Source organism: Streptomyces sp. AB3(2024), assembly GCF_041862025.1.
Lineage (GTDB): Bacteria > Actinomycetota > Actinomycetes > Streptomycetales > Streptomycetaceae > Streptomyces.
The window spans coordinates 63,855-82,338 of record NZ_JBGWAB010000013.1; the positions used below are offsets into that span (position 1 = coordinate 63,855).

13 protein-coding genes are annotated in these 18,484 nt (G+C 69.3%); 10 read left to right on the forward strand and 3 right to left on the reverse strand.

All coding sequences use genetic code 11. The features are described from left to right. The first annotated feature begins 127 nt into the window (after nucleotides 1–127). Genes ngcE through ACEPPI_RS08540 form a run of 3 tightly spaced genes read left to right on the forward strand, consistent with a single transcriptional unit; the run spans nucleotide 128 to nucleotide 3,467 of the window. The gene (gene ngcE, locus ACEPPI_RS08530) at nucleotides 128–1,555 is read left to right on the forward strand and encodes an N-acetylglucosamine/diacetylchitobiose ABC transporter substrate-binding protein (RefSeq protein WP_373914607.1); all 1,428 of its coding nucleotides are present in this window, start codon (nucleotides 128–130) and stop codon (nucleotides 1,553–1,555) included. Nucleotides 1,556–1,580: 25 nt separating this feature from the next. Continuing rightward, on the forward strand, nucleotides 1,581–2,525 hold the full coding sequence (locus ACEPPI_RS08535; RefSeq protein WP_373914608.1) for a carbohydrate ABC transporter permease: 945 nt from the start codon (nucleotides 1,581–1,583) through the stop codon (nucleotides 2,523–2,525). A gap of 12 nt (nucleotides 2,526–2,537) precedes the next feature. Next, nucleotides 2,538–3,467 (forward strand): carbohydrate ABC transporter permease, encoded by a 930-nt coding sequence (locus ACEPPI_RS08540; RefSeq protein WP_373914609.1) that lies wholly within the window; start codon nucleotides 2,538–2,540, stop codon nucleotides 3,465–3,467. Nucleotides 3,468–3,474: 7 nt separating this feature from the next. Here the strand turns inward: ACEPPI_RS08540 and ACEPPI_RS08545 are convergent, their stop codons facing one another. Continuing rightward, on the reverse strand, nucleotides 3,475–4,200 hold the full coding sequence (locus ACEPPI_RS08545) for an MgtC/SapB family protein (RefSeq protein WP_373914610.1): 726 nt from the start codon (nucleotides 4,198–4,200) through the stop codon (nucleotides 3,475–3,477). 16 nt (nucleotides 4,201–4,216) lie between these two features. After that, nucleotides 4,217–6,937, reverse strand: a complete 2,721-nt coding sequence (gene mgtA, locus ACEPPI_RS08550) for a magnesium-translocating P-type ATPase (protein ID WP_373914611.1) — start codon at nucleotides 6,935–6,937, stop codon at nucleotides 4,217–4,219. Between the two features lie 554 nt (nucleotides 6,938–7,491). On the opposite strand from mgtA, the gene ACEPPI_RS08555 reads away from it, so the two are divergent. The 6 genes from ACEPPI_RS08555 to ACEPPI_RS08580 all read left to right on the forward strand — a co-directional run bounded on the left by ACEPPI_RS08555 (nucleotide 7,492) and on the right by ACEPPI_RS08580 (nucleotide 16,043). After that, nucleotides 7,492–8,706, forward strand: coding sequence for an ROK family protein (locus tag ACEPPI_RS08555; protein ID WP_373914612.1), 1,215 nt, complete (start codon nucleotides 7,492–7,494; stop codon nucleotides 8,704–8,706). A 118-nt stretch (nucleotides 8,707–8,824) separates the two neighbouring features. After that, nucleotides 8,825–9,937, forward strand: coding sequence for a sugar ABC transporter substrate-binding protein (locus ACEPPI_RS08560; RefSeq protein WP_373914613.1), 1,113 nt, complete (start codon nucleotides 8,825–8,827; stop codon nucleotides 9,935–9,937). A gap of 239 nt (nucleotides 9,938–10,176) precedes the next feature. After that, nucleotides 10,177–10,965: an ATP-binding cassette domain-containing protein gene (locus ACEPPI_RS08565; RefSeq protein ID WP_007267176.1), complete on the forward strand. Its 789-nt coding sequence runs from the start codon at nucleotides 10,177–10,179 to the stop codon at nucleotides 10,963–10,965. Next, nucleotides 10,962–12,272: a sugar ABC transporter permease gene (locus tag ACEPPI_RS08570; protein WP_030234790.1), complete on the forward strand. Its 1,311-nt coding sequence runs from the start codon at nucleotides 10,962–10,964 to the stop codon at nucleotides 12,270–12,272. Before ACEPPI_RS08565 ends, ACEPPI_RS08570 begins: the two co-directional genes overlap by 4 nt. 254 nt (nucleotides 12,273–12,526) lie before the next feature. Next, nucleotides 12,527–14,443, forward strand: a complete 1,917-nt coding sequence (dxs, locus tag ACEPPI_RS08575) for a 1-deoxy-D-xylulose-5-phosphate synthase (RefSeq protein ID WP_373914615.1) — start codon at nucleotides 12,527–12,529, stop codon at nucleotides 14,441–14,443. 97 nt (nucleotides 14,444–14,540) lie between these two features. Further along, on the forward strand, nucleotides 14,541–16,043 hold the full coding sequence (locus ACEPPI_RS08580; protein ID WP_373914616.1) for an amino acid permease: 1,503 nt from the start codon (nucleotides 14,541–14,543) through the stop codon (nucleotides 16,041–16,043). Nucleotides 16,044–16,061: 18 nt separating this feature from the next. Here ACEPPI_RS08580 and ACEPPI_RS08585 read toward each other — a convergent pair whose 3' ends face one another. Next, on the reverse strand, nucleotides 16,062–17,210 hold the full coding sequence (locus tag ACEPPI_RS08585) for an LCP family protein (RefSeq protein WP_373914617.1): 1,149 nt from the start codon (nucleotides 17,208–17,210) through the stop codon (nucleotides 16,062–16,064). A gap of 134 nt (nucleotides 17,211–17,344) precedes the next feature. Between ACEPPI_RS08585 and ACEPPI_RS08590 the strand changes: the two genes are divergently transcribed. Then, nucleotides 17,345–18,484: a hypothetical protein gene (locus tag ACEPPI_RS08590; RefSeq protein WP_373914618.1), complete on the forward strand. Its 1,140-nt coding sequence runs from the start codon at nucleotides 17,345–17,347 to the stop codon at nucleotides 18,482–18,484.

Sequence of the window (18,484 nt, forward strand, 5' to 3'; positions counted from 1 at the left end):
CGGCCCACCGCGGCACGAGCGGCTCCGGACCGGGGGACGGGCGGGGACCTGCGGTGCGTCCGCATGCACGGCAACGGCCGTGTTTTCCGGCCTCCTTCACACTTCTGACGAAGGCGAGGACATGAGCATGGGATCCACTGGTGAGGGCCTCGGCCGCCGCGATCTGATCAAGCGCTCCGCGGCACTCGGACTGATCACGGTACCGACGATGAGCTTCCTGTCCGCCTGCGCCTCCGGCGGTGAGGACGGCTCCACGAAGGGTCCGGACAAGGCGGCGGTGACCAAGGAGAACCCCTTCGGCGTCGCCAAGGGCGGCAAGCTCGACGTCGTCGTCTTCAAGGGCGGCTTCGGCGACGACTACGCGAAGGCCTGGGAGGCCGCCTTCGACAAGAAGTGGGGCACCACCAGCAGCCACCTGGGCACCCAGGAGATCACCGGAAAGCTGCAGACGCGCTTCAACGGCGGCACCCCGCCCGACGTCGTCGACGACTCCGGTGCCCAGAAGATCAAGCTGGACGTCCTCGCCAAGGCCGGCCAGCTCGCCGACCTCGCCCCGGTGCTCGACGCCCCCTCGCTCGACGACCCCTCCAAGAAGGTCCGGGACACGCTGATCGCGGGCACCGTCGAGCAGGGCATGCAGGGCGGCAAGTTCGTCGCGCTCAACTACGTGTACACGGTGTACGGCCTCTGGTACTCCGGCAAGCTCTTCAAGGAGAAGGGCTGGACGGCGCCCAAGACCTGGGACGAGTTCCTCGACGTCTGCAAGAAGGCCAAGGACGCCGGCCTCGGCGGCCTCGCCCACCAGGGCAAGTACCCGTACTACATCAACGTCGTCATCATGGACCTGATCGCCAAGAAGGGCGGTCTGGAGGCCATGAAGGCCATCGACAACCTGGAGCCGAACGCCTTCGAGGGCAGCGCCGCCGCCCTCGCCGCGGTCGAGGCCGTGTACGAGGTGGTCGAGAAGGAACTGCTGATGCCGGGCACCAACGGCCTCACCCACACCGAGTCGCAGACCGCCTGGAACCAGTACAAGGCGGCCTTCATCCCCTCGGGCTCCTGGCTGGAGAACGAGCAGCTCAAGCAGACGCCCCCCGACTTCGACATGCAGTTCCTTCCGGTGCCGCCGCTGGCCGACAGCAAGCTGCCCTTCGAGGCCATCCGGGCGGGTGCGGGCGAGCCCTTCATCGTCCCGGAGAAGGCCGCCAACAAGGCCGGCGGCCTGGAGTTCGTCCGTTCGATGCTCTCCCGCGAGTGGTCCACCCTCTTCGCCCAGCAGGCCAACTCGCTCACCGTGGTCAAGGACGGCGTGGACCCGGGCGTCAAACTGCGGCCGGGCACCCAGTCGGCGGTGACGGCGCTCAAGGCGGCCGGGGACAACACCTTCAATTTCCTGTACCCCGACTGGTACAGCGCGATGGACACCGAGATCCAGGACGCCTCCAACGAGCTGATGGCCAAGCGGATTCAGCCAAAGGAGTGGATCAAGCGGGCCCAGGCCGCGGTGGACAAGGCCGCCAAGGACCCGAGCGCCAAGAACAACCACCGCAGCTGACATCGCGTCCCAGGGACGGACACCCATGAGCCAAGTAGCCACGAGCAGACGGCGGGTCGGCTTCATCGCCGGTTTCCTCGTCCTGCCCCTCGCGCTGTACCTGACCTTCGTCATCTGGCCGTACGTCCAGACGTTCGGCTACTCCTTCACCAACTGGTCCGGCCAGTCGCCGACGTTCGGCTTCGTCGGTCTGGACAACTACACGGCCCTGATGAAGGACGAGGTCTTCCTCGGTGCCCTGTGGCACAACCTGCTGCTCCTGGTGTTCGTCCCGGTGCTGACCATCCTGCTCGCCCTCTTCTTCGCCTTCATGGTGAACGTGGGAGGGCGCAGCGGGGCGGGCGGTGTCCGGGGCGTCCGGGGCTCCGCCTTCTACAAGATCGTCTACTTCTTCCCGCAGGTCCTTTCCCTCGCCATCCTCGCGGTCCTCTTCGGCGCCGTGTACCGCAGCGACGAGGGCGGCCTGCTCAACGGCTTCCTCATCGGACTCGGCCTGGTCGACCCGGCGCACCCGGTCGAATGGCTCAACGAGCCGAACCTGGTGCTCTGGTGCCTGCTGCTCGTGGTCGTCTGGCACGGCGTCGGCTTCTACCTGGTGCTCTTCTCCGCGGCCATGCAGTCCGTGCCCAAGGACATCTACGAGGCCGCCCTGCTCGACGGCGCCGGCCGGGCCCAGACCTTCGTCAAGGTCACGCTGCCCCTGCTCTGGGACTCCGTACAGACCTCGGCGGTCTACCTGGGCATCGCCGCGATGGACATGTTCGTCCTGGTGTCGACCATGACCTCCGGCTCGTTCGGCGGCGGGCCGGACCACCACAGCGAGGTCATGGCGACCGTGCTGATGCGCAACTTCCTCTACTTCGGCAAGAGCGGATACGCCTGCGCCATGGGCGTGGTCATGCTGGTCCTCACCATGATCCTTTCCCTTGTCACGCTGCGCGCCACCCGCCGCGAGCGCATCGAGTTCTGAGCGGGAGACACGATGACCACAGTGATCAAGGCGCCCGGCGAGGCCGCGGCGGAGCGTTCCGGCGGCAGCGGCCGCCGGACCGGGGAGGGCGGGAACCGCCGCTCCGACGGCACGGCGCTCAACGTCTTCTCCCACGGCTTCCTGGCCGTCTGGGCGATACTGATCGTCCTGCCGCTGTTCTGGCTGATGCTCGGCTCCTTCAAGACCGACGCCCAGATCGGTGGATCGGCCCTCAGCCGGCCCTCCAACTGGCACTTCGACGCCTTCGTCCGAGCCTGGGACAAGGGCATCGGCGACTACTTCGCCCACACGATGATCGTGATGGTGTTCTCGGTCCCGCTGACGATGCTGCTCGGGTCGATGGCCGCCTACGTGCTGGCCCGGTACCCCTTCCGGGGGAACCGCCTCATCTACTACTTCTTCGTCAGCGGGGCCATGTTCCCCGTCTTCCTTGCGCTCGTACCGCTGTTCTTCATGGTCAAGCGGCTCGACATGCTCAACAGCTACCAGGGACTGATCCTGGTGTACGTCGCCTACTCGATGCCCTTCACGGTCTTCTTCATGCACTCCTTCTTCCGCACCCTGCCGACGGCCGTGCACGAGGCGGCGGTGATCGACGGGGCCTCCGACACCCGGATCTTCTTCCAGGTGATGCTGCCGATGGCCAAGCCGGGCCTGATCAGCGTCGGGATATTCAATGTCCTGGGGCAGTGGAACCAGTACATCCTGCCCTCCGTGCTGATGCAGCCCCAGAGCGGCTCGGACCCAGAGCGCTACCTGCTCACCCAGGGTCTGATCCAGCTCCAGCAGCAGATGGGGTACCAGACGGACCTGCCGGTGCTGTTCGCCGGTGTGACCATCGCGATCATCCCGATGGTGGTGGTCTACCTGTCCTTCCAGCGCCAGATCCAGGCCGGTCTGACCTCCGCCACGCTCAAGTAGGCCCCCGTCAGAGTGCGGGATCGGGTACCACCGACCAGCTGACCGCCGAGACCGAGGGGTCCAGCGAGAGGTTGCTGACCGCTTCCTCCAGCGCCCGGCACCCCTCGCCCTCGGCGGTCAGCAGCGCCGACACCGTCACCCGCCCCGCCACCGGGCCGTCCTGGCTGCGGATCTCCCGCAGCAGGTAGCCGGGCCGGCCGAGCGCGTCGACCAGCCGGTGACGGATGTGGGCCTCCTCCGCCTCCAGGCAGACCGCCTCGAAGTGGTAGTCGACGGCGACCTCGGCCCCGCCGCGCGGCTCCCGGTCGAGCCGCCGGCCCAGCGGGCGCAGCAGGAGGTTCGCCCCCACCACGCCCGCCGTGCCGAAGGCGGCCAGCACGAACAGGCCCACCCCGGCCAGGCAGCCCACGGCCGCCGAGCACCACAGGGTGGCGGCCGTGTTCAGGCCCCGGACGCTCAGCCCGTCCCGCATGATCACCCCGGCGCCCAGGAAGCCGATCCCGGAGACGATCTGGGCGGCGACCCGCGAGCCGTCGTAGTTCACCTCGGAGACCGTGCTGAGGAACCCGTACTGCGAGAGCAGCACGAACAGTGCGGCCCCGCCCGCCACCAGGGCGTTGGTGCGCAGGCCCGCCAAGCGGGCCCGCCACTGCCGTTCCAGGCCGATGACCGCCCCGAATCCGAGGGCGGCCGCCAGGTGGCCGGCCATCTCCCACTCCGTGAGCAGGGTCATCGGCCCGTCCCCCTTCCTACAGCCAGGTCTTGAAGGTGCGGATGTACCAGGTCTTCACCAGCTGGGTGAGCGTGCAGTACGCGAGGAGCACGACGATCAGCCAGGGGAAGTAGCTCGCGGGCAGGGCCACGAAGCCCAGCGAGGGGGCCAGCGGGGAGAAGGGCAGCCAGAGCCCGGTCAGCACCGCGAGGACGGTCATCACCATCACCGGCCAGGAGGCGCGCGACTGGATGAAGGGGATCTTGCGGGTGCGGATCATGTGGACGACCAGGGTCTGCGAGAGCAGGCCCTCGATGAACCAGCCGGACTGGAAGAGCGACTGGGCGGCCTCGTTGTCGGCGGAGAAGACGTTCCACATGATCACGAACATGGCGATGTCGAAGATCGAGCTGATCGGCCCGATGGTCACCATGAAACGGAAGATGCCCTTGGCGTCCCAGTTCCGCGGCTTGCGCAGGTACTCCTCGTCCATCCGGTCCCACGGGGTGGCCAGCTGGGCGATGTCGTAGACCAGGTTCTGCACCAGCAGCATGATCGCGAGCATCGGCTGGAAGGGGATGAAGGCGCTGGCCACCAGCACCGAGAAGACGTTGCCGAAGTTCGACGAGGCCGTCATCTTGATGTACTTGATGGTGTTGCCGAAGGTGGTCCGGCCCTGGACGACACCCTGTTCCAGGACGGTCAGGTCCTTCTCCAGCAGGATGATGTCCGCCGACTCCTTGGCGATGTCGACGGCGGTGTCGACCGAGATGCCGACATCGGCGTCGCGCAGCGCCGCCGCGTCGTTGATCCCGTCCCCGAGGAAGCCGACGGTGTGCCCCTCGGCCTGCAGCGCCCGCACGATACGGGCCTTCTGGACGGGGTTGACCTTGGCGAAGACCGTCGTACGGGCGGCCAGCGCGCGCAGCGCCTCCTCGTCGAGGCCGTCCAGCTCGGCGCCCGCGACCACGTGGCCCACCTCGATGCCGACGTCGGCACAGACCCGGGCCGCCACCAGCTCGTTGTCGCCGGTGACCACCTTCACCGCGATGCCCTTGTCGGCCAGGCCGCGCAGGGCCGCGGCCGCGGAGGCCTTCGGCGGGTCGAGGAAGGCGAGGAAGCCGATCAGGGTCAGACCGTCCTCGTCGGCGACGGAGTAGGTGTCGCGCGGGGCGGCGACCGTACGGGTGGCGACGGCCAGGACCCTCAGGCCCCGCCTGTTGTTGTCCTCGGCGATCCGGGTGACGTGCCACCGCAGCTGCTCGGTCAGTTCGACCCTCTCGCCGCGGTCCCTCATGTGCGTGCACAGGTCGAGGACCTCCTCGACCGCACCCTTGGTGATCATCACGTGCTCGGGGCGGCCGCCCGCGCCGAGCACGCTGTTGCGGTTCAGGACCACGGACATCCGGCGCCGGGCGAAGTCGAAGGGGATCTCGTCGACCATCGAGAACCGTGCGTCGACGACAACCTCCTCGGCCTCGTCCACGCGGTTGATGACCGCCCGGTCCATCAGGTTCCTCAGGCCGGTCTGGAAGTGGGCGTTGAGGTAGCCGTACTCCAGGACCTCGTCGTCCTCGTTGCCGTGGACGTCCAGGTAGCGGTCCAGGACGATCCGGTCCTCGGTGAGGGTGCCGGTCTTGTCGGTGCACAGGACGTCCATCGCGCCCAGGTTCTGGATCGCGTTGAGACGTTTGACGACCACCTTGTGCTTGGACATGGCCACCGCGCCGCGCGCCAGGTTGGCGGAGACCACCATCGGCAGCATCTCGGGGGTCAGGCCCACCGCGACGGCGATACCGAAGAGGAAAGCCTCGTTCCAGTCGCCCTTGGTGAAGCCGTTGATCATGAAGACGACGGGGACCATCACCAGCATGAAGCGGATCAGCAGGAAGCTGACCCGGCGCACGCCGTTGTCGAAGTTGGTCTGCGGGCGCTCGCCGACCAGCGAGCCGGCCATCGAGCCGAAGTAGGTGTCCGCGCCGGTGGCGACGACCACCCCGGTCGCGGTGCCGGAGGTGACGGAGGTGCCCATCAGGCAGAGGTTGTCCGCCTCGACCGGGTCGGTGGTGGCGTGCTGGCCGAGGTCCTCGGCGCGGGTGTCGGCCTTGGCCACCGGCAGCGACTCGCCGGAGAGCGCCGCCTGGGAGACCATCAGGTCCTTCGAGGTGAGGATCCGCAGGTCGGCCGGGATCAGGTCGCCGGCGGCCAGCTTGACCAGGTCGCCCGGAACCACCTGGTTCATGGGCACCTCGAAGGTGGTGGGGCCCGAGCCGGTGCCGGCCCGGCGCTGCACCGCGCAGGTGGTGGTGACGAGCTTCTTCAGCGCCTCGGCGGCCCGGCCCGAGCGGTACTCCTGCCAGAAGCGCAGCAGCCCGCTGAGTCCCACCATCACGGAGAGGATGATGACGCCGGGGTCCGCGGGATCCTGCCAGAACATGACGGCGGCCAGGAAGACCAGTACGCCGATGAAGGGATTCCAGAACGCCTTCGCGAGCTGGGCGGACCAGTGCGGGGCGCGCTCGTGGGCGACGGTGTTGGCGCCGTGCCGCTCCAGGCGCAGCGCCGCCTCGCCGTGGGTGAGGCCGTTGTACGAGGTGTCCGCGTCCTGGAGGACCCGGACCACGGGGCGGGAGCTGACGCCGGCGAGCCGCTCGCCGACGAGGCGGGTCGCGGCTTCGAGCTCGGCGGCCTTGCGCTCGCGGCGGGAGCGGCCCGGCGGGGCGAGCTTCGTGGGGGAGCGAGGGGTGAGCATGGTCATGACGAATACCTCCCTCCACGGTGTCCGGGCGGCGCGGAGCCGGTCGGTCACGTGGAGTGATCGTGGTGCGGCGCACGGGGGCACGGAAGGCCGCGGATGCGCCGGGGGCATGGATGACGCAGCCCGTCACGAGGTGCAGGGCATGCGGAAGGAGTGAAAGGATGCACGCAGACGGAGGAGTACCGCCGTGCGCGTTCAGGTGGAGGTCAGCTGATCAACGGGTCAGCGGACGCGGGCGCTGCAAAGACTTCGATCGGGACTCATCCCGAACACCTCCTTGCGTAGCGCCGTCATCACAGGGCGCCAGGTCCGGCCGGAAAGGCCGCAGAGGACCGGCGCCTCAGCGACCGTAGCACGATCCAGGAGGCCCCTGTTCCTCCTTTTGGTCACCGGTGTCCGATTCGTGCTGCGTCAGCCTCTTGACGTCTGGATACCCAAAGGCTCGACTTAAGGTTCACAAGTTGGAGAGACGCCGGGGTCTCGGAGCGCGCAGCCGCGACGACCGGCCGGGGGGCGACGGCTGGCCGTCGCTTAAGGGCAGGAGTGGATGAGTCGTGCAGACTCCCGGATCGCAGTCCTCGCTGCATCGCGCGAACCTCGAACGCGTCGTGCGGGCCGTGCGCCTCGCGGGTTCGCTGACCCAGGCGGAGATCGCCCGCACCACCGGACTGTCGGCGGCCACGGTCTCCAACATCGTCCGTGAGCTCAAAGAGGCCGGGACCGTCGAGGTCACGGACACCTCGGCCGGTGGCCGCCGGGCCCGCAGCGTCTCGCTCAGCGGGGACGCGGGCATCGTGATCGGTGTGGACTTCGGTCACACCCACCTGCGGGTGGCCGTCGGCAACCTCGCGCACCAGGTCCTGGCCGAGGAGGCCGAGCCGCTGGACGTGGACGCCTCCTGGGTGGACGGGTTCGACCGGGCGGAGGCGCTGGTCGGCCGCCTGATCGAGGGCGTCGGGGTGGGCCGGGACAAGGTCATCGGCGTCGGGCTCGGCGTCCCCGGCCCCATCGACGTGGAGTCCGGCACCCTGGGGTCGACCGCGATCCTGCCGGGCTGGGCCGGGATCAACCCGCGCCGGGAACTCTCGCAGCGCCTCGGCGTGCCCGTCTACGTGGACAACGACGCGAACCTCGGGGCGCTCGGCGAACTCGTGTGGGGGAGCGGCCGGGGGGTCAAGGACCTGGCGTACATCAAGGTGGCCAGCGGTGTGGGCGCGGGCCTGGTGATCAACGGGCAGATCTACCGGGGACCGGGCGGCACTGCCGGGGAGATCGGGCACATCACCCTGGACGAGTCCGGTCCCGTCTGCCGCTGCGGCAACCGCGGCTGCCTGGAGACCTTCGCCGCCGCCCGCTACGTGCTGCCCCTGCTCCAGGGCAGCCACGGCCCGGAGTTGACGATGGAGCGGGTGGTCGAGCTGGCCCGCGAGGGGGACCCGGGCTGCCGCCGGGTCATCAGCGACGTCGGCCGGCACGTGGGCAGCGGGGTGGCCAGCCTCTGCAACCTCCTGAACCCGAGCAGGGTGGTGCTGGGGGGCTCGCTGGCCGAGGCGGGCGAGCTGGTGCTGGCCCCGATCCGCGAGTCCGTGGGCAGGTACGCGATCCCCAGCGCGGCCCGGCAGTTGTCGGTGCTGACGGGGTCGCTGGGCGGCCGTGCGGAAGTACTCGGCGCGCTGGCCCTCGTACTCAGCGAGATGGGCGATTCGACGCTTTTGGCAGAAAATGGGGTCGGAGTGCGCGCCCCCGCGGTCATGTCTTCAGTTAGATAACGGATGGCACCGTTGTCATCTCGTTAAGGATTCACTCCTTGACGGCAAACTCGCGGCCGGGGTTGACTCACACCCACCTCGGCCGCGGTGTTGCGGCCTCGTCAGGGAGGTTCAACCAATGAACACGCGTATGCGTAGAGCCGCCGTCGCCGTCGCCGCCGGTGCCATGGCCGTCTCGCTGGCCGCCTGTGGCAGTGCCAAGGAAGCGGGCGGGGAGAAGAAGGCCTCGGGCGCCGCCGTCGGCGATGCGATCAAGGTCGGTCTGCTCCTGCCGGAGAACCAGACCGCGCGCTACGAGAAGTTCGACAAGCCGCTGATCGAGAAGAAGGTCGCGGACCTGACCGGCGGCAAGGCCGAGGTCGTCTACGCCAACGCCAAGCAGGACGCGACCACGCAGAACTCGCAGGTCGACACGATGATCACCAACAAGGTGAACGTCCTGATCGTCGACGCGGTCGACGCCAAGGCCATCGCGGGCGCGGTCAAGAAGGCCAAGGACGCCGGCATCCCGGTCGTCGCCTACGACCGCCTGGCCGAGGGCCCGATCGACGCCTACACCTCCTTCGACAACGAAGAGGTCGGCAAGGTCCAGGGCAAGGCGCTCCTGGAGGCCCTGGGCGACAAGGCCAAGGACGGCCAGATCGTCATGATGAACGGCTCCGTCACCGACCCGAACGCCGCGCTGTTCAAGAAGGGCGCGCACTCCGTCCTCGACGGCAAGGTGAACATCGGCAAGGAGTACGACACCAAGGAGTGGAAGCCGGAGAACGCCAACACCAACATGGCGGGAGCGCTCTCCGCTCTCGGCAAGGACAAGGTGGTCGGCGTCTACTCCGCCAACGACGGCATGGCCGGCGGCATCATCACCGCCCTCAAGGCCGCCGGGCTCTCCCCCCTGCCCCCGGTCACCGGCCAGGACGCCGAACTCGCCGGTGTGCAGCGCATCGTGGCGGGCGAGCAGTTCATGAGCGTCTACAAGCCGTACGCCCCGGAGGCCTCGGCCGCCGCGGAGATGGCCGTCGCCCTCGCCAAGGGCGAGAAGATCGACGGGATCATCAACAACAACATCGACAGCCCGACCACCAAGGCCGTGCCGTCCGTGCTGATCCCGGTGGTCTCGCTCACCAAGACCAACATCAAGGACACCGTCGTCAAGGACGGTGTCTACACGGTCGAAGAGATCTGCACCGACAAGTACGCGGCCGCCTGCGCCACCCTCGGCCTGAAGTAGGACCGTCCGCCGGGGCCCCCGAGGGGCCCTGAGGAGGCCCTCCGAGGCCCCGCGCGCGAACGCTCCTGTGAAGAAACGTCTCCTCCCGCGAGACGCCCCGAGCCTGCCCGGCGCCCCGCGCCTTCATCCCGCCACCCGCGGGGTGCCGGGCAGAAACGATTCACCTTCTTGCCGTGTCCCCCATCCGCCCCGCTCCTGCTCTTTTGCACGACATCCCCGCCGGTCAGGCGGCGAAGGAGATGGTTCATGTGTCCGCTGCGCCCGTGCTGGCGTTGCGAGGGGTTTCGAAGCGGTTCGGCGCCGTACAGGCCCTGACCGACGTAGAACTCGAAATCCACTCCGGTGAGGTGGTCGCCCTCGTCGGCGACAACGGCGCCGGCAAGTCCACGCTGGTCAAGACGATCGCCGGCGTGCACCCCATCGATGACGGCGTCATCGAGTGGGAGGGCCGTCCGGTCTCCATCGGCAAGCCCCACGACGCCCAGAACCTGGGCATCGCGACGGTCTACCAGGACCTCGCACTGTGCGACAACATCGACGTCGTCGGCAACCTCTTCCTCGGCCGTGAGCTCAAGCGCTTCGGCGTCCTCGACGAGGTGGAGATGGAGCGCCGCGCCCGCGAACTCCTGACCACCCTGTCCATCCGGATCCCCAGTGTCCGGATCCCCATCGCCTCGCTCTCGGGCGGCCAGCGCCAGACCGTGGCGATCGCCCGTTCGATGCTCGGCGAGCCCAAGCTCGTCATCCTCGACGAGCCCACCGCCGCCCTCGGCGTCGAGCAGACCGCACAGGTCCTCGACCTGGTGGAGCGGCTGCGCGAGCGCGGCCACGCCGTCATCCTCATCAGCCACAACATGGCCGATGTGAAGGCCGTCGCCGACAAGGTGGCGGTGCTGCGACTGGGCCGCAACAACGGTGTCTTCAACGTTGCCGACACCTCGCAGGAAGAGATCATCTCCGCCATCACCGGGGCCACGGACAACGCCGTGACCCGCCGGGCGGCCCGTACCGGGGAGGCCCGCAAGTGAGCACCCACCAGCCTGCCGCCGATCCCCTCGACAAGGGGACGCAGCAGCACGTCGACCCGGTCAACCCGGCAGCGGCGGCGGACGCCATCCCCGCCGTGGACCCCCGCCTGCTCGTGCGCGAACAGGGCCTGAGCGGCTACCTCAACGAGTTCGGGCGCAAGCTGAAGGCCGGCGACCTGGGGTCCCTCCCGGTCGTCCTCGGCCTGATCGTCATCTGGAGCATCTTCCAGAGCCTGAACTCGAACTTCCTCTCCCCGGAGAACCTCACCAACATCGCGATCACGATGGTCGCCACCGGCATGATGGCCGTCGGCATCATCTTCGTGCTGCTGCTCGGCGAGATCGACCTCTCCGTCGGCTCCGTCAGCGGTGTCTCGGGTGCGATCGTCGCCGTCCTCGCCGTCACCCACGGCGTGAACGAATGGCTCGCGATCCTCGCCGCCGTCGCCGGCGGCGCCCTCATCGGCGCCATCCACGGTTTCTTCTTCGCCAAGATCGGCGCCCCGGCCTTCGCGGTCACCCTGTCCGGCCTGCTGTTCTGGTCGGGCGCGATGCTGCAGATCCTCGGCAGCAACGGCACCATCAACCTCGACCCCGACGGCGTGGTCGGGCAGCTGACCACGTACTACTTCTCGGACGTGGCGGCCGGTTACGGTCTCGCGGCGCTCGCCGTGGCGGGGTACTTCCTCGCCACCTTCTTCGACAACCGCCGCAGGGAGGCCGCCGGGGTCCCCTCGCGGCCGCTGACCGAGATCCTGCTGCGCACCGGCGTGCTCGCGCTCTTCACCTTCGGGCCCGCCGTCGTGTTCAACCAGTACAAGGGCCTGCCGCTCGCGGTGGTGCTCTTCGTGGTGGCGCTGGTCGGCACGGACTTCCTGCTGCGCCGCACCACCTTCGGCCGCAACGTCTTCGCCCTCGGCGGCAGCGTCGAGGCCTCTCGCCGCGCGGGCATCAACGTGGCCGGGATCCGCATCGCGGTGTTCTCCATCGCCGGCACCTTCGCCGCAGTCGGCGGGCTCTTCTGGGCCTCCAAGATCGCGGCGGCCAACCAGAGCGCCGGCGCCGGTGACCTGCTGATGAACGTCATCGCGGCGGCCGTCATCGGCGGCACCAGCCTCTTCGGCGGCCGCGGCCGGACCTGGAACGCCCTCCTCGGCGTCATGGTCATCACCTCCATCCAGTACGGTCTGGCCCTGGAGGGGATCGCGACGCCCATCCAGTACATGATCACCGGCGCCGTACTGCTGGCGACGGTCGTCATCGACTCGGTGACGCGCAAGACCCAGAAGACCGCAGGACGCGCCTGACCGCGGGCCCTCCGGGGCCATGCGGGACGGTAAGACCCGTCACAGTGCCCGGTGCCACTTCGTGTGGCACCGGGCACCTGTGCGTAGATCGATACGCACGACTGTGCGGATATACGCCCGTTTGGGAGGTGTGATTCCCAGATGAGGTGTACAGGTATGACAAAGGCGTGACCCTTGCGGTACCGCCCGATGACCGCCCTCGCGGGCGGAACATTAGACTCGACAGCCCGGCAAGCAACTGCAAGGAGGCACGGGTGCTGCTGACCCGCATCAAGGGACCGCGCGATCTGGACGGGCTCGGCCAGGAGGAGCTCAACCAGCTCGCGGCCGAGATCAGGTCCTTCCTCGTCGACGCCGTCTCCAAGACCGGCGGGCACCTCGGCCCCAACCTCGGCGTGGTCGAACTGACGATCGCCCTGCACCGGGTCTTCGAATCGCCCAAGGACAAGGTCCTCTTCGACACCGGCCACCAGGCCTACGTCCACAAGCTGCTCACGGGCCGCCAGGACTTCTCCGACCTGCGCAGCAAGGGCGGCCTGTCCGGCTACCCCTCCCGCGCCGAGTCCGAGCACGACGTGATCGAGAACTCGCACGCCTCCACGGTGCTGGGCTGGGCCGACGGCTTCGCCAAGGCCAACGAGGTGCTCGGCCGCGAGGACCACCACGTCGCCGCCGTCATCGGCGACGGCGCGCTGACGGGCGGCATGGCCTGGGAGGCGCTGAACAACATCGCCGCCGCCAAGGACCGCCCGCTGGTCATCGTCGTCAACGACAACGAGCGTTCGTACGGCCCCACCATCGGCGGCCTCGCGAACCACCTCGCGACCCTGCGCACCACGGACGGCTACGAGCGCTTCCTGGCCCGCGGCAAGGACCTCCTGGAGCGCACCCCGGTCGTCGGGAAGCCGCTGTACGAGACCCTGCACGGTGCCAAGAAGGGCCTCAAGGACTTCATCGCCCCGCAGGGCATGTTCGAGGACCTCGGCCTGAAGTACATCGGCCCGATCGACGGCCACGACATCGAGGCCCTGGAGTCCGCCCTGACGCGCGCCAAGCGCTTCAGCGGCCCGGTCATCGTGCACTGCCTCACCCAGAAGGGACGGGGCTACACCCCGGCCCTGGAGCACGAGGCGGATCGTTTCCACGCCGTCGGCGTGATCCACCCGGACACCGGCCTGCCGGTGAAGACGGCCGCGGCCAGCTGGACCTCCGTCTTCGCCGACGAGATGGTCAAGCTCGGCCACGAGCGCGAGGACATCGTCGGCATCACCGCCGCCATGCTCCACCCGGTCGGACTCCACAAGTTCGCCGAGGCCTTCCCGAACCGCATCTACGACGTGGGCATCGCCGAACAGCACGGCGCCACGTCCGCGGCAGGCCTGGCCAGCGGCGGCGTCCACCCGGTCTTCGCCGTCTACGCGACCTTCCTCAACCGCGCCTTCGACCAGGTCCTGATGGACGTCGCCCTGCACAAGTGCGGGGTCACCTTCGTCCTGGACCGGGCCGGCGTCACCGGTGACGACGGCGCCTCCCACAACGGCATGTGGGACATGTCCATCCTCCAGGTGGTCCCGGGCCTGCGGCTGGCCGCCCCGCGCGACGCCGAGCAGCTGCGCGCGCAGCTGCGCGAGGCCGTCGAGGTCAAGGACGCCCCCACCGTCGTGCGCTACTCCAAGGGCGTCGTCGGACCGGCCGTCCCGGCCGTCGGCCGGATCGGCGGCATGGACGTGCTGCGCGCCCCCGGCGCCGAGGTCACCCGGCCGGACGTACTCCTCGTCTCGGTCGGCGCGCTCGCCCCGATGTGCCTGGAGATCGCCGACCTGCTCGACAAGCAGGGCATCTCGACGACCGTGGTCGACCCCCGCTGGGTGAAGCCGGTGGACGAGGCCATGGCCCCGCTCGCCGAGCACCACCGGGTGGTCGTCACCGTCGAGGACAACGGCCGTACCGGCGGCGTCGGCGCCGCCGTCGCGCAGGCCCTGCGCGACGCGGGCGTGGACGTGCCGCTGCGCGACTTCGGCATCCCGCAGCGCTTCCTCGACCACGCGCTGCGCAAGGAGATCATGGCCGAGATCGGCCTGACCGCCCCGGACATCGCCCGCCAGGTCACCGGACTCGTGGCGAAGCTGGACGGGCGCTTCGAGAGCGAGACGGCCGCCACCGTCGACTAGATCGCCGCGCGGTTGCACGTCACGGGCCGGGAGATCACCCTTGAAGGGGTGGGCCTCCCGGCCCGTTCGTGCGTCGTCACCTTTCGGAGGTGCGTCGGTGAGCAAGGATCTGAACAGCGTCTTCCGCACCAAGACGGTGGAGCAGTCCATCCGCGACACGGAGGAGCCGGAACACGCGCTCCGCAAGTCGCTCTCCGCCTGGGACCTGACGGTCTTCGGTGTGGGCGTCATCATCGGCACCGGCATCTTCGTGCTCACGGGCATCGCAGCCCGCAACAATGCCGGACCCGCCACTGCCCTCGCCTTCGTCGCGGCGGGTATCGTCTGCGCTCTCGCAGCGCTCTGCTACGCCGAGTTCGCGTCCACCGTGCCGGTGGCCGGTTCGGCGTACACCTTCTCCTACGCCTCGATCGGTGAGCTGCCCGCCTGGATCATCGGCTGGGACCTGGTGCTGGAGTTCGCGCTCGGCACCGCCGTCGTGGCGGTCGGCTGGTCCGGGTACGTGCGCCACCTCATGCACACCAACCTCGGCTGGGACCTGCCCGCGGCACTCTCCGGGCCCGACGCCGGAGGAAGCTTCGACCTGCTGGCCTTCCTGCTGGTCCTGGCGCTGACCGCGATCCTGGTCGTCGGGACGAAGCTCTCGGCGCGGATCACCGCGGTCGTGGTCGCCATCAAGGTCTTCGTGGTCCTGCTGGTCATCGTCGCGGGCCTGTTCTTCATCAAGGCCGACAACTACTCGCCGTTCATCCCTCCGGCCCAACCGCAGGAAGCGGGCAACGGCCTGCACACGCCACTGGTCCAGCTGCTCTTCGGCTACGCGCCCACCAACTTCGGTGTCATGGGCATCTTCACCGCGGCCTCCCTCATCTTCTTCGCCTTCATCGGCTTCGACGTCGTGGCCACCGCCGCCGAAGAGACCAAGAACCCCCAGCGGGACATGCCCCGCGGCATCCTCGGCTCGCTGCTGGTCTGCACCGTGCTCTACGTCGCGGTGACGCTGGTGGTCACCGGTATGCAGAAGTACTCGGAGATGTCGGCGACGGCGCCACTGGCCGAAGCCTTCAAGTCGGTGAACCAGCCCTTCTTCTCCGGTGCCATCAGTCTCGGGGCGGCGGTCGGTCTGATCACCGTGTGCATGATCCTGCTGCTCGGCCAGACCCGCGTGTTCTTCGCGATGAGCCGTGACGGACTGCTGCCGCGCGTCTTCTCCGTCACCCACCCCAAGTACCGCACCCCCTACCGGGCGACCCTCCTGCTCGGCGGGATCATCGCCGTCGTCGCGGGCTTCACCAGCCTGGAGAAGCTCGCGGAACTGGTGAACATCGGCACCCTGTTCGCCTTCGTGCTCGTCGCCCTCGGCGTGATCATCCTGCGCAAGACCCGCCCCGACCTGCACCGGGCCTTCCGTACCCCCTGGGTGCCGCTGATCCCGATCCTGTCGATCGCGGCCTCGCTCTGGCTGATGCTCAACCTGCCGGCCGAGACCTGGATCCGCTTCGTCGTCTGGATGGCGATCGGCGTCGTCGTCTACTTCCTCTACGGCCGCAGCCACAGCCGGCTCGGCCGCGGTGAGGACGTACGGGTCGAGCACCGCTGAAGGAGGCCCGGCCCGGGCCTAGCCCGCGGACGGCGAGGGCGAGACCTTCGGTTCCTTCGGGGTCTTGCCCGAGCCGCCCTTGGCGGGCGAGTCCTTCGCCGAGGCGGGGATCTTCTGGTCGGTCCGCAGGGCCTCCCACAACTGGGAGGCCTGCTCCTGTGCGATGACGACCCGGTTCCGGTCCACCTTGTCGTAGTCCACCGGCAGCATGACGGTCTCCATGGTGGACGGGTCCACGCCCTTCATGCTCCGCGCGAAGTCGGACAGCGCGGTGAGCGAGGCCAGATCGGAGTCGGTGGTCAGCGACTTGGTGCCGGCGTCGGCGAGCTTGTAGAGCCGGGCCGGGTTGCCGAGGGCGTCCTGCTTCTTGATCTCGGACAGCATCGCGAGCATGAACTGCTGCTGGAGCCCTATGCGTCCGAGGTCGCTGCCGTCGCCGTACCCGTAGCGGGTGCGGACGAACTTCAGCGAGTCCGTTCCGTTGAGGCGGTGCGTGCCCGCGTCCAGCTTCAGACCGCCCTTCGCGCCGCTCATCGGCTGGTCGAGGGTGACGGTGACCCCGCCGAGCGCGTCCACCAGGCCCTTGAACCCGGCGAAGTCCACCTCGACGAAGTGGTCGACGCGGATCCCGGACAGCTGCTCCACCGTCTTGACCACGCAGGCCGGACCGGCCACCGAGTAGACGGAGTTGAACATGACCCGGTTCGCCGCAGGAACGTTTCTTCCGTCCTTGTCCTTGCACTCGGGCCGGGAGATGAGGGTGTCGCGCGGGATGCTCACCGCGGTGGCCCTGGCGCGGCCCTCGGGTACGTGCACCAGCATCGCGGTGTCCGAACGGGCCCCGCTGACGTCGCCGTGGTCGAGCTCCCCGTTGGCCCCGGCACGCGAATCGGAGCCGAGGACCAGGATGTTCTGCGCGTTCTCGACGACCTTCGCCGGCCGGTTGTCGGTGCCGATCGCCTTGTCCAGGTCGACGCTTTCGATGTTCCCGTTGAGGTGGCTGTAGAGCCACCATCCCGATCCCGCCCCGCCGAGGACCAGGACGGCCGCCGTCCAGGCCAGGCCGCGCCGGATCCGGCTGCCGCGCGACCGGGCCGGGTGCGGGGCGGGCCCGCCGGACGCGTCGTCCTCGGTCGGGGTCGTCGTGGCGGTGGTGTCTGAGGTCATGCCCGGGACCGGCCTTCCGAACGGGATGCGGGGGAATCTCGCGGGCAACAACATAAACGCAGGATCACGCCAGAAGACCCCCGGGGTATCCTGATTCCGTTCGAATGGTGAAGGGGAAGGGTTGCTGGCGGTCCATGGCGACGCGATCCAGGCGCAATTCGCCCACATCCACCCGCCGCCCCGCCGGACCACCCGCACCGGCCACCGCGCGTGACTGGAACACCGTCGCACTGGGCCCCGTACGCGGCCGCTGGCTCCTCGCAGGCAAGGACGGACGGCTCACCGCCTACGCGCGCACCGAGGACGGACTGCTGCGCTGGACCGAGCGCGCCCCCGGCGGCCCCGGCTGGAGCGGCCCCGAGCTCTTGCCCGCCGAGGAGCTGACCGACCTCGCCGTGGGCCAGGGCCCCGACGGCTACGCCCACTTCGTGGGCCGGCGCAGGCGCCGCGCCGGGGAGGGCGACCCGGGCGACACCGTCACCTACCACCACGCGGTGCAGTACCAGAGCGGCCGTCCGATGGGCCCCTGGGAATCGCTGGGCACCCTCTACAGCAAGCCCGACATGTCCCACCGCGGCGGCCCGCCGGTCCTCGCCGTGGACGCCCAGGGCGCACCGCACGTGTTCGTGCGCAACGCCGGGCGCGGGGTCCACGTACGGCGCCAGGACAAGAAGGGCGGCTGGGGCGCGTGGGACGACCTGCGCGGCAGCAAGACCTTCGAGGGGGCCTGCGCCGCCTCGACCGCCGACGGCCGCGTCCGGTTCGCCGCCCCGGGTGAGAAGGGCATCTCGCTGTGGGCCCAGAGCGCGCCCGGCGGCCCGCTGGTCAAGGGGGAGGACGTCCCCTGCCTGGCCCAGGACGGCTCGCTCTGCGTCCTGGAGACCTCCCCCGGCCGGGTCACCCACTTCTGGCACGCGGCCGACGGCAGCGGGGTGTCCGGCTACCGCGAGGGCGCCGGGGTGCTGGCCCTCGGCGGCGGACCGGCCTACGGGACCGTCGCCGCCGCCCGCGCCGTGGTCGACGGCTACGACTGCACGGTGCTGGCCCACCGCACCGTCGGAGGCCGCACCGCCCTCGCCGCGTACCCCACGGAGCACGAGGCCGCCGGACTGTGGTGGACCGAGATCGGCGAGGAGTGCCTGGAGTCCCCGGCCCTCGCCGTCGACGCGTACGGCCTGGTCGTCATCGCCTCGATCAGCGCCCGCGGCGAACTGCTGGTCAACCGTCAGAAGGACGGCTCGTCACTCTCCCTGGGCCGCTGGCAGCGGTTCTGA

Excerpts from the sequence above, each read along its gene's own strand:
- ngcE (WP_373914607.1), top strand. The coding sequence starts at position 128 with ATGGGATCCACTGGTGAGGGCCTCGGCCGCCGCGATCTGATCAAGCGC.
- ACEPPI_RS08535 (WP_373914608.1), top strand. The coding sequence starts at position 1,581 with ATGAGCCAAGTAGCCACGAGCAGACGGCGGGTCGGCTTCATCGCCGGT.
- ACEPPI_RS08540 (WP_373914609.1), top strand. The coding sequence starts at position 2,538 with ATGACCACAGTGATCAAGGCGCCCGGCGAGGCCGCGGCGGAGCGTTCC.
- ACEPPI_RS08545 (WP_373914610.1), bottom strand. The coding sequence starts at position 4,200 with ATGACCCTGCTCACGGAGTGGGAGATGGCCGGCCACCTGGCGGCCGCC.
- mgtA (WP_373914611.1), bottom strand. The coding sequence starts at position 6,937 with ATGACCATGCTCACCCCTCGCTCCCCCACGAAGCTCGCCCCGCCGGGC.
- ACEPPI_RS08560 (WP_373914613.1), top strand. The coding sequence starts at position 8,825 with ATGAACACGCGTATGCGTAGAGCCGCCGTCGCCGTCGCCGCCGGTGCC.
- ACEPPI_RS08565 (WP_007267176.1), top strand. The coding sequence starts at position 10,177 with ATGGTTCATGTGTCCGCTGCGCCCGTGCTGGCGTTGCGAGGGGTTTCG.
- ACEPPI_RS08585 (WP_373914617.1), bottom strand. The coding sequence starts at position 17,210 with ATGACCTCAGACACCACCGCCACGACGACCCCGACCGAGGACGACGCG.
- ACEPPI_RS08590 (WP_373914618.1), top strand. The coding sequence starts at position 17,345 with ATGGCGACGCGATCCAGGCGCAATTCGCCCACATCCACCCGCCGCCCC.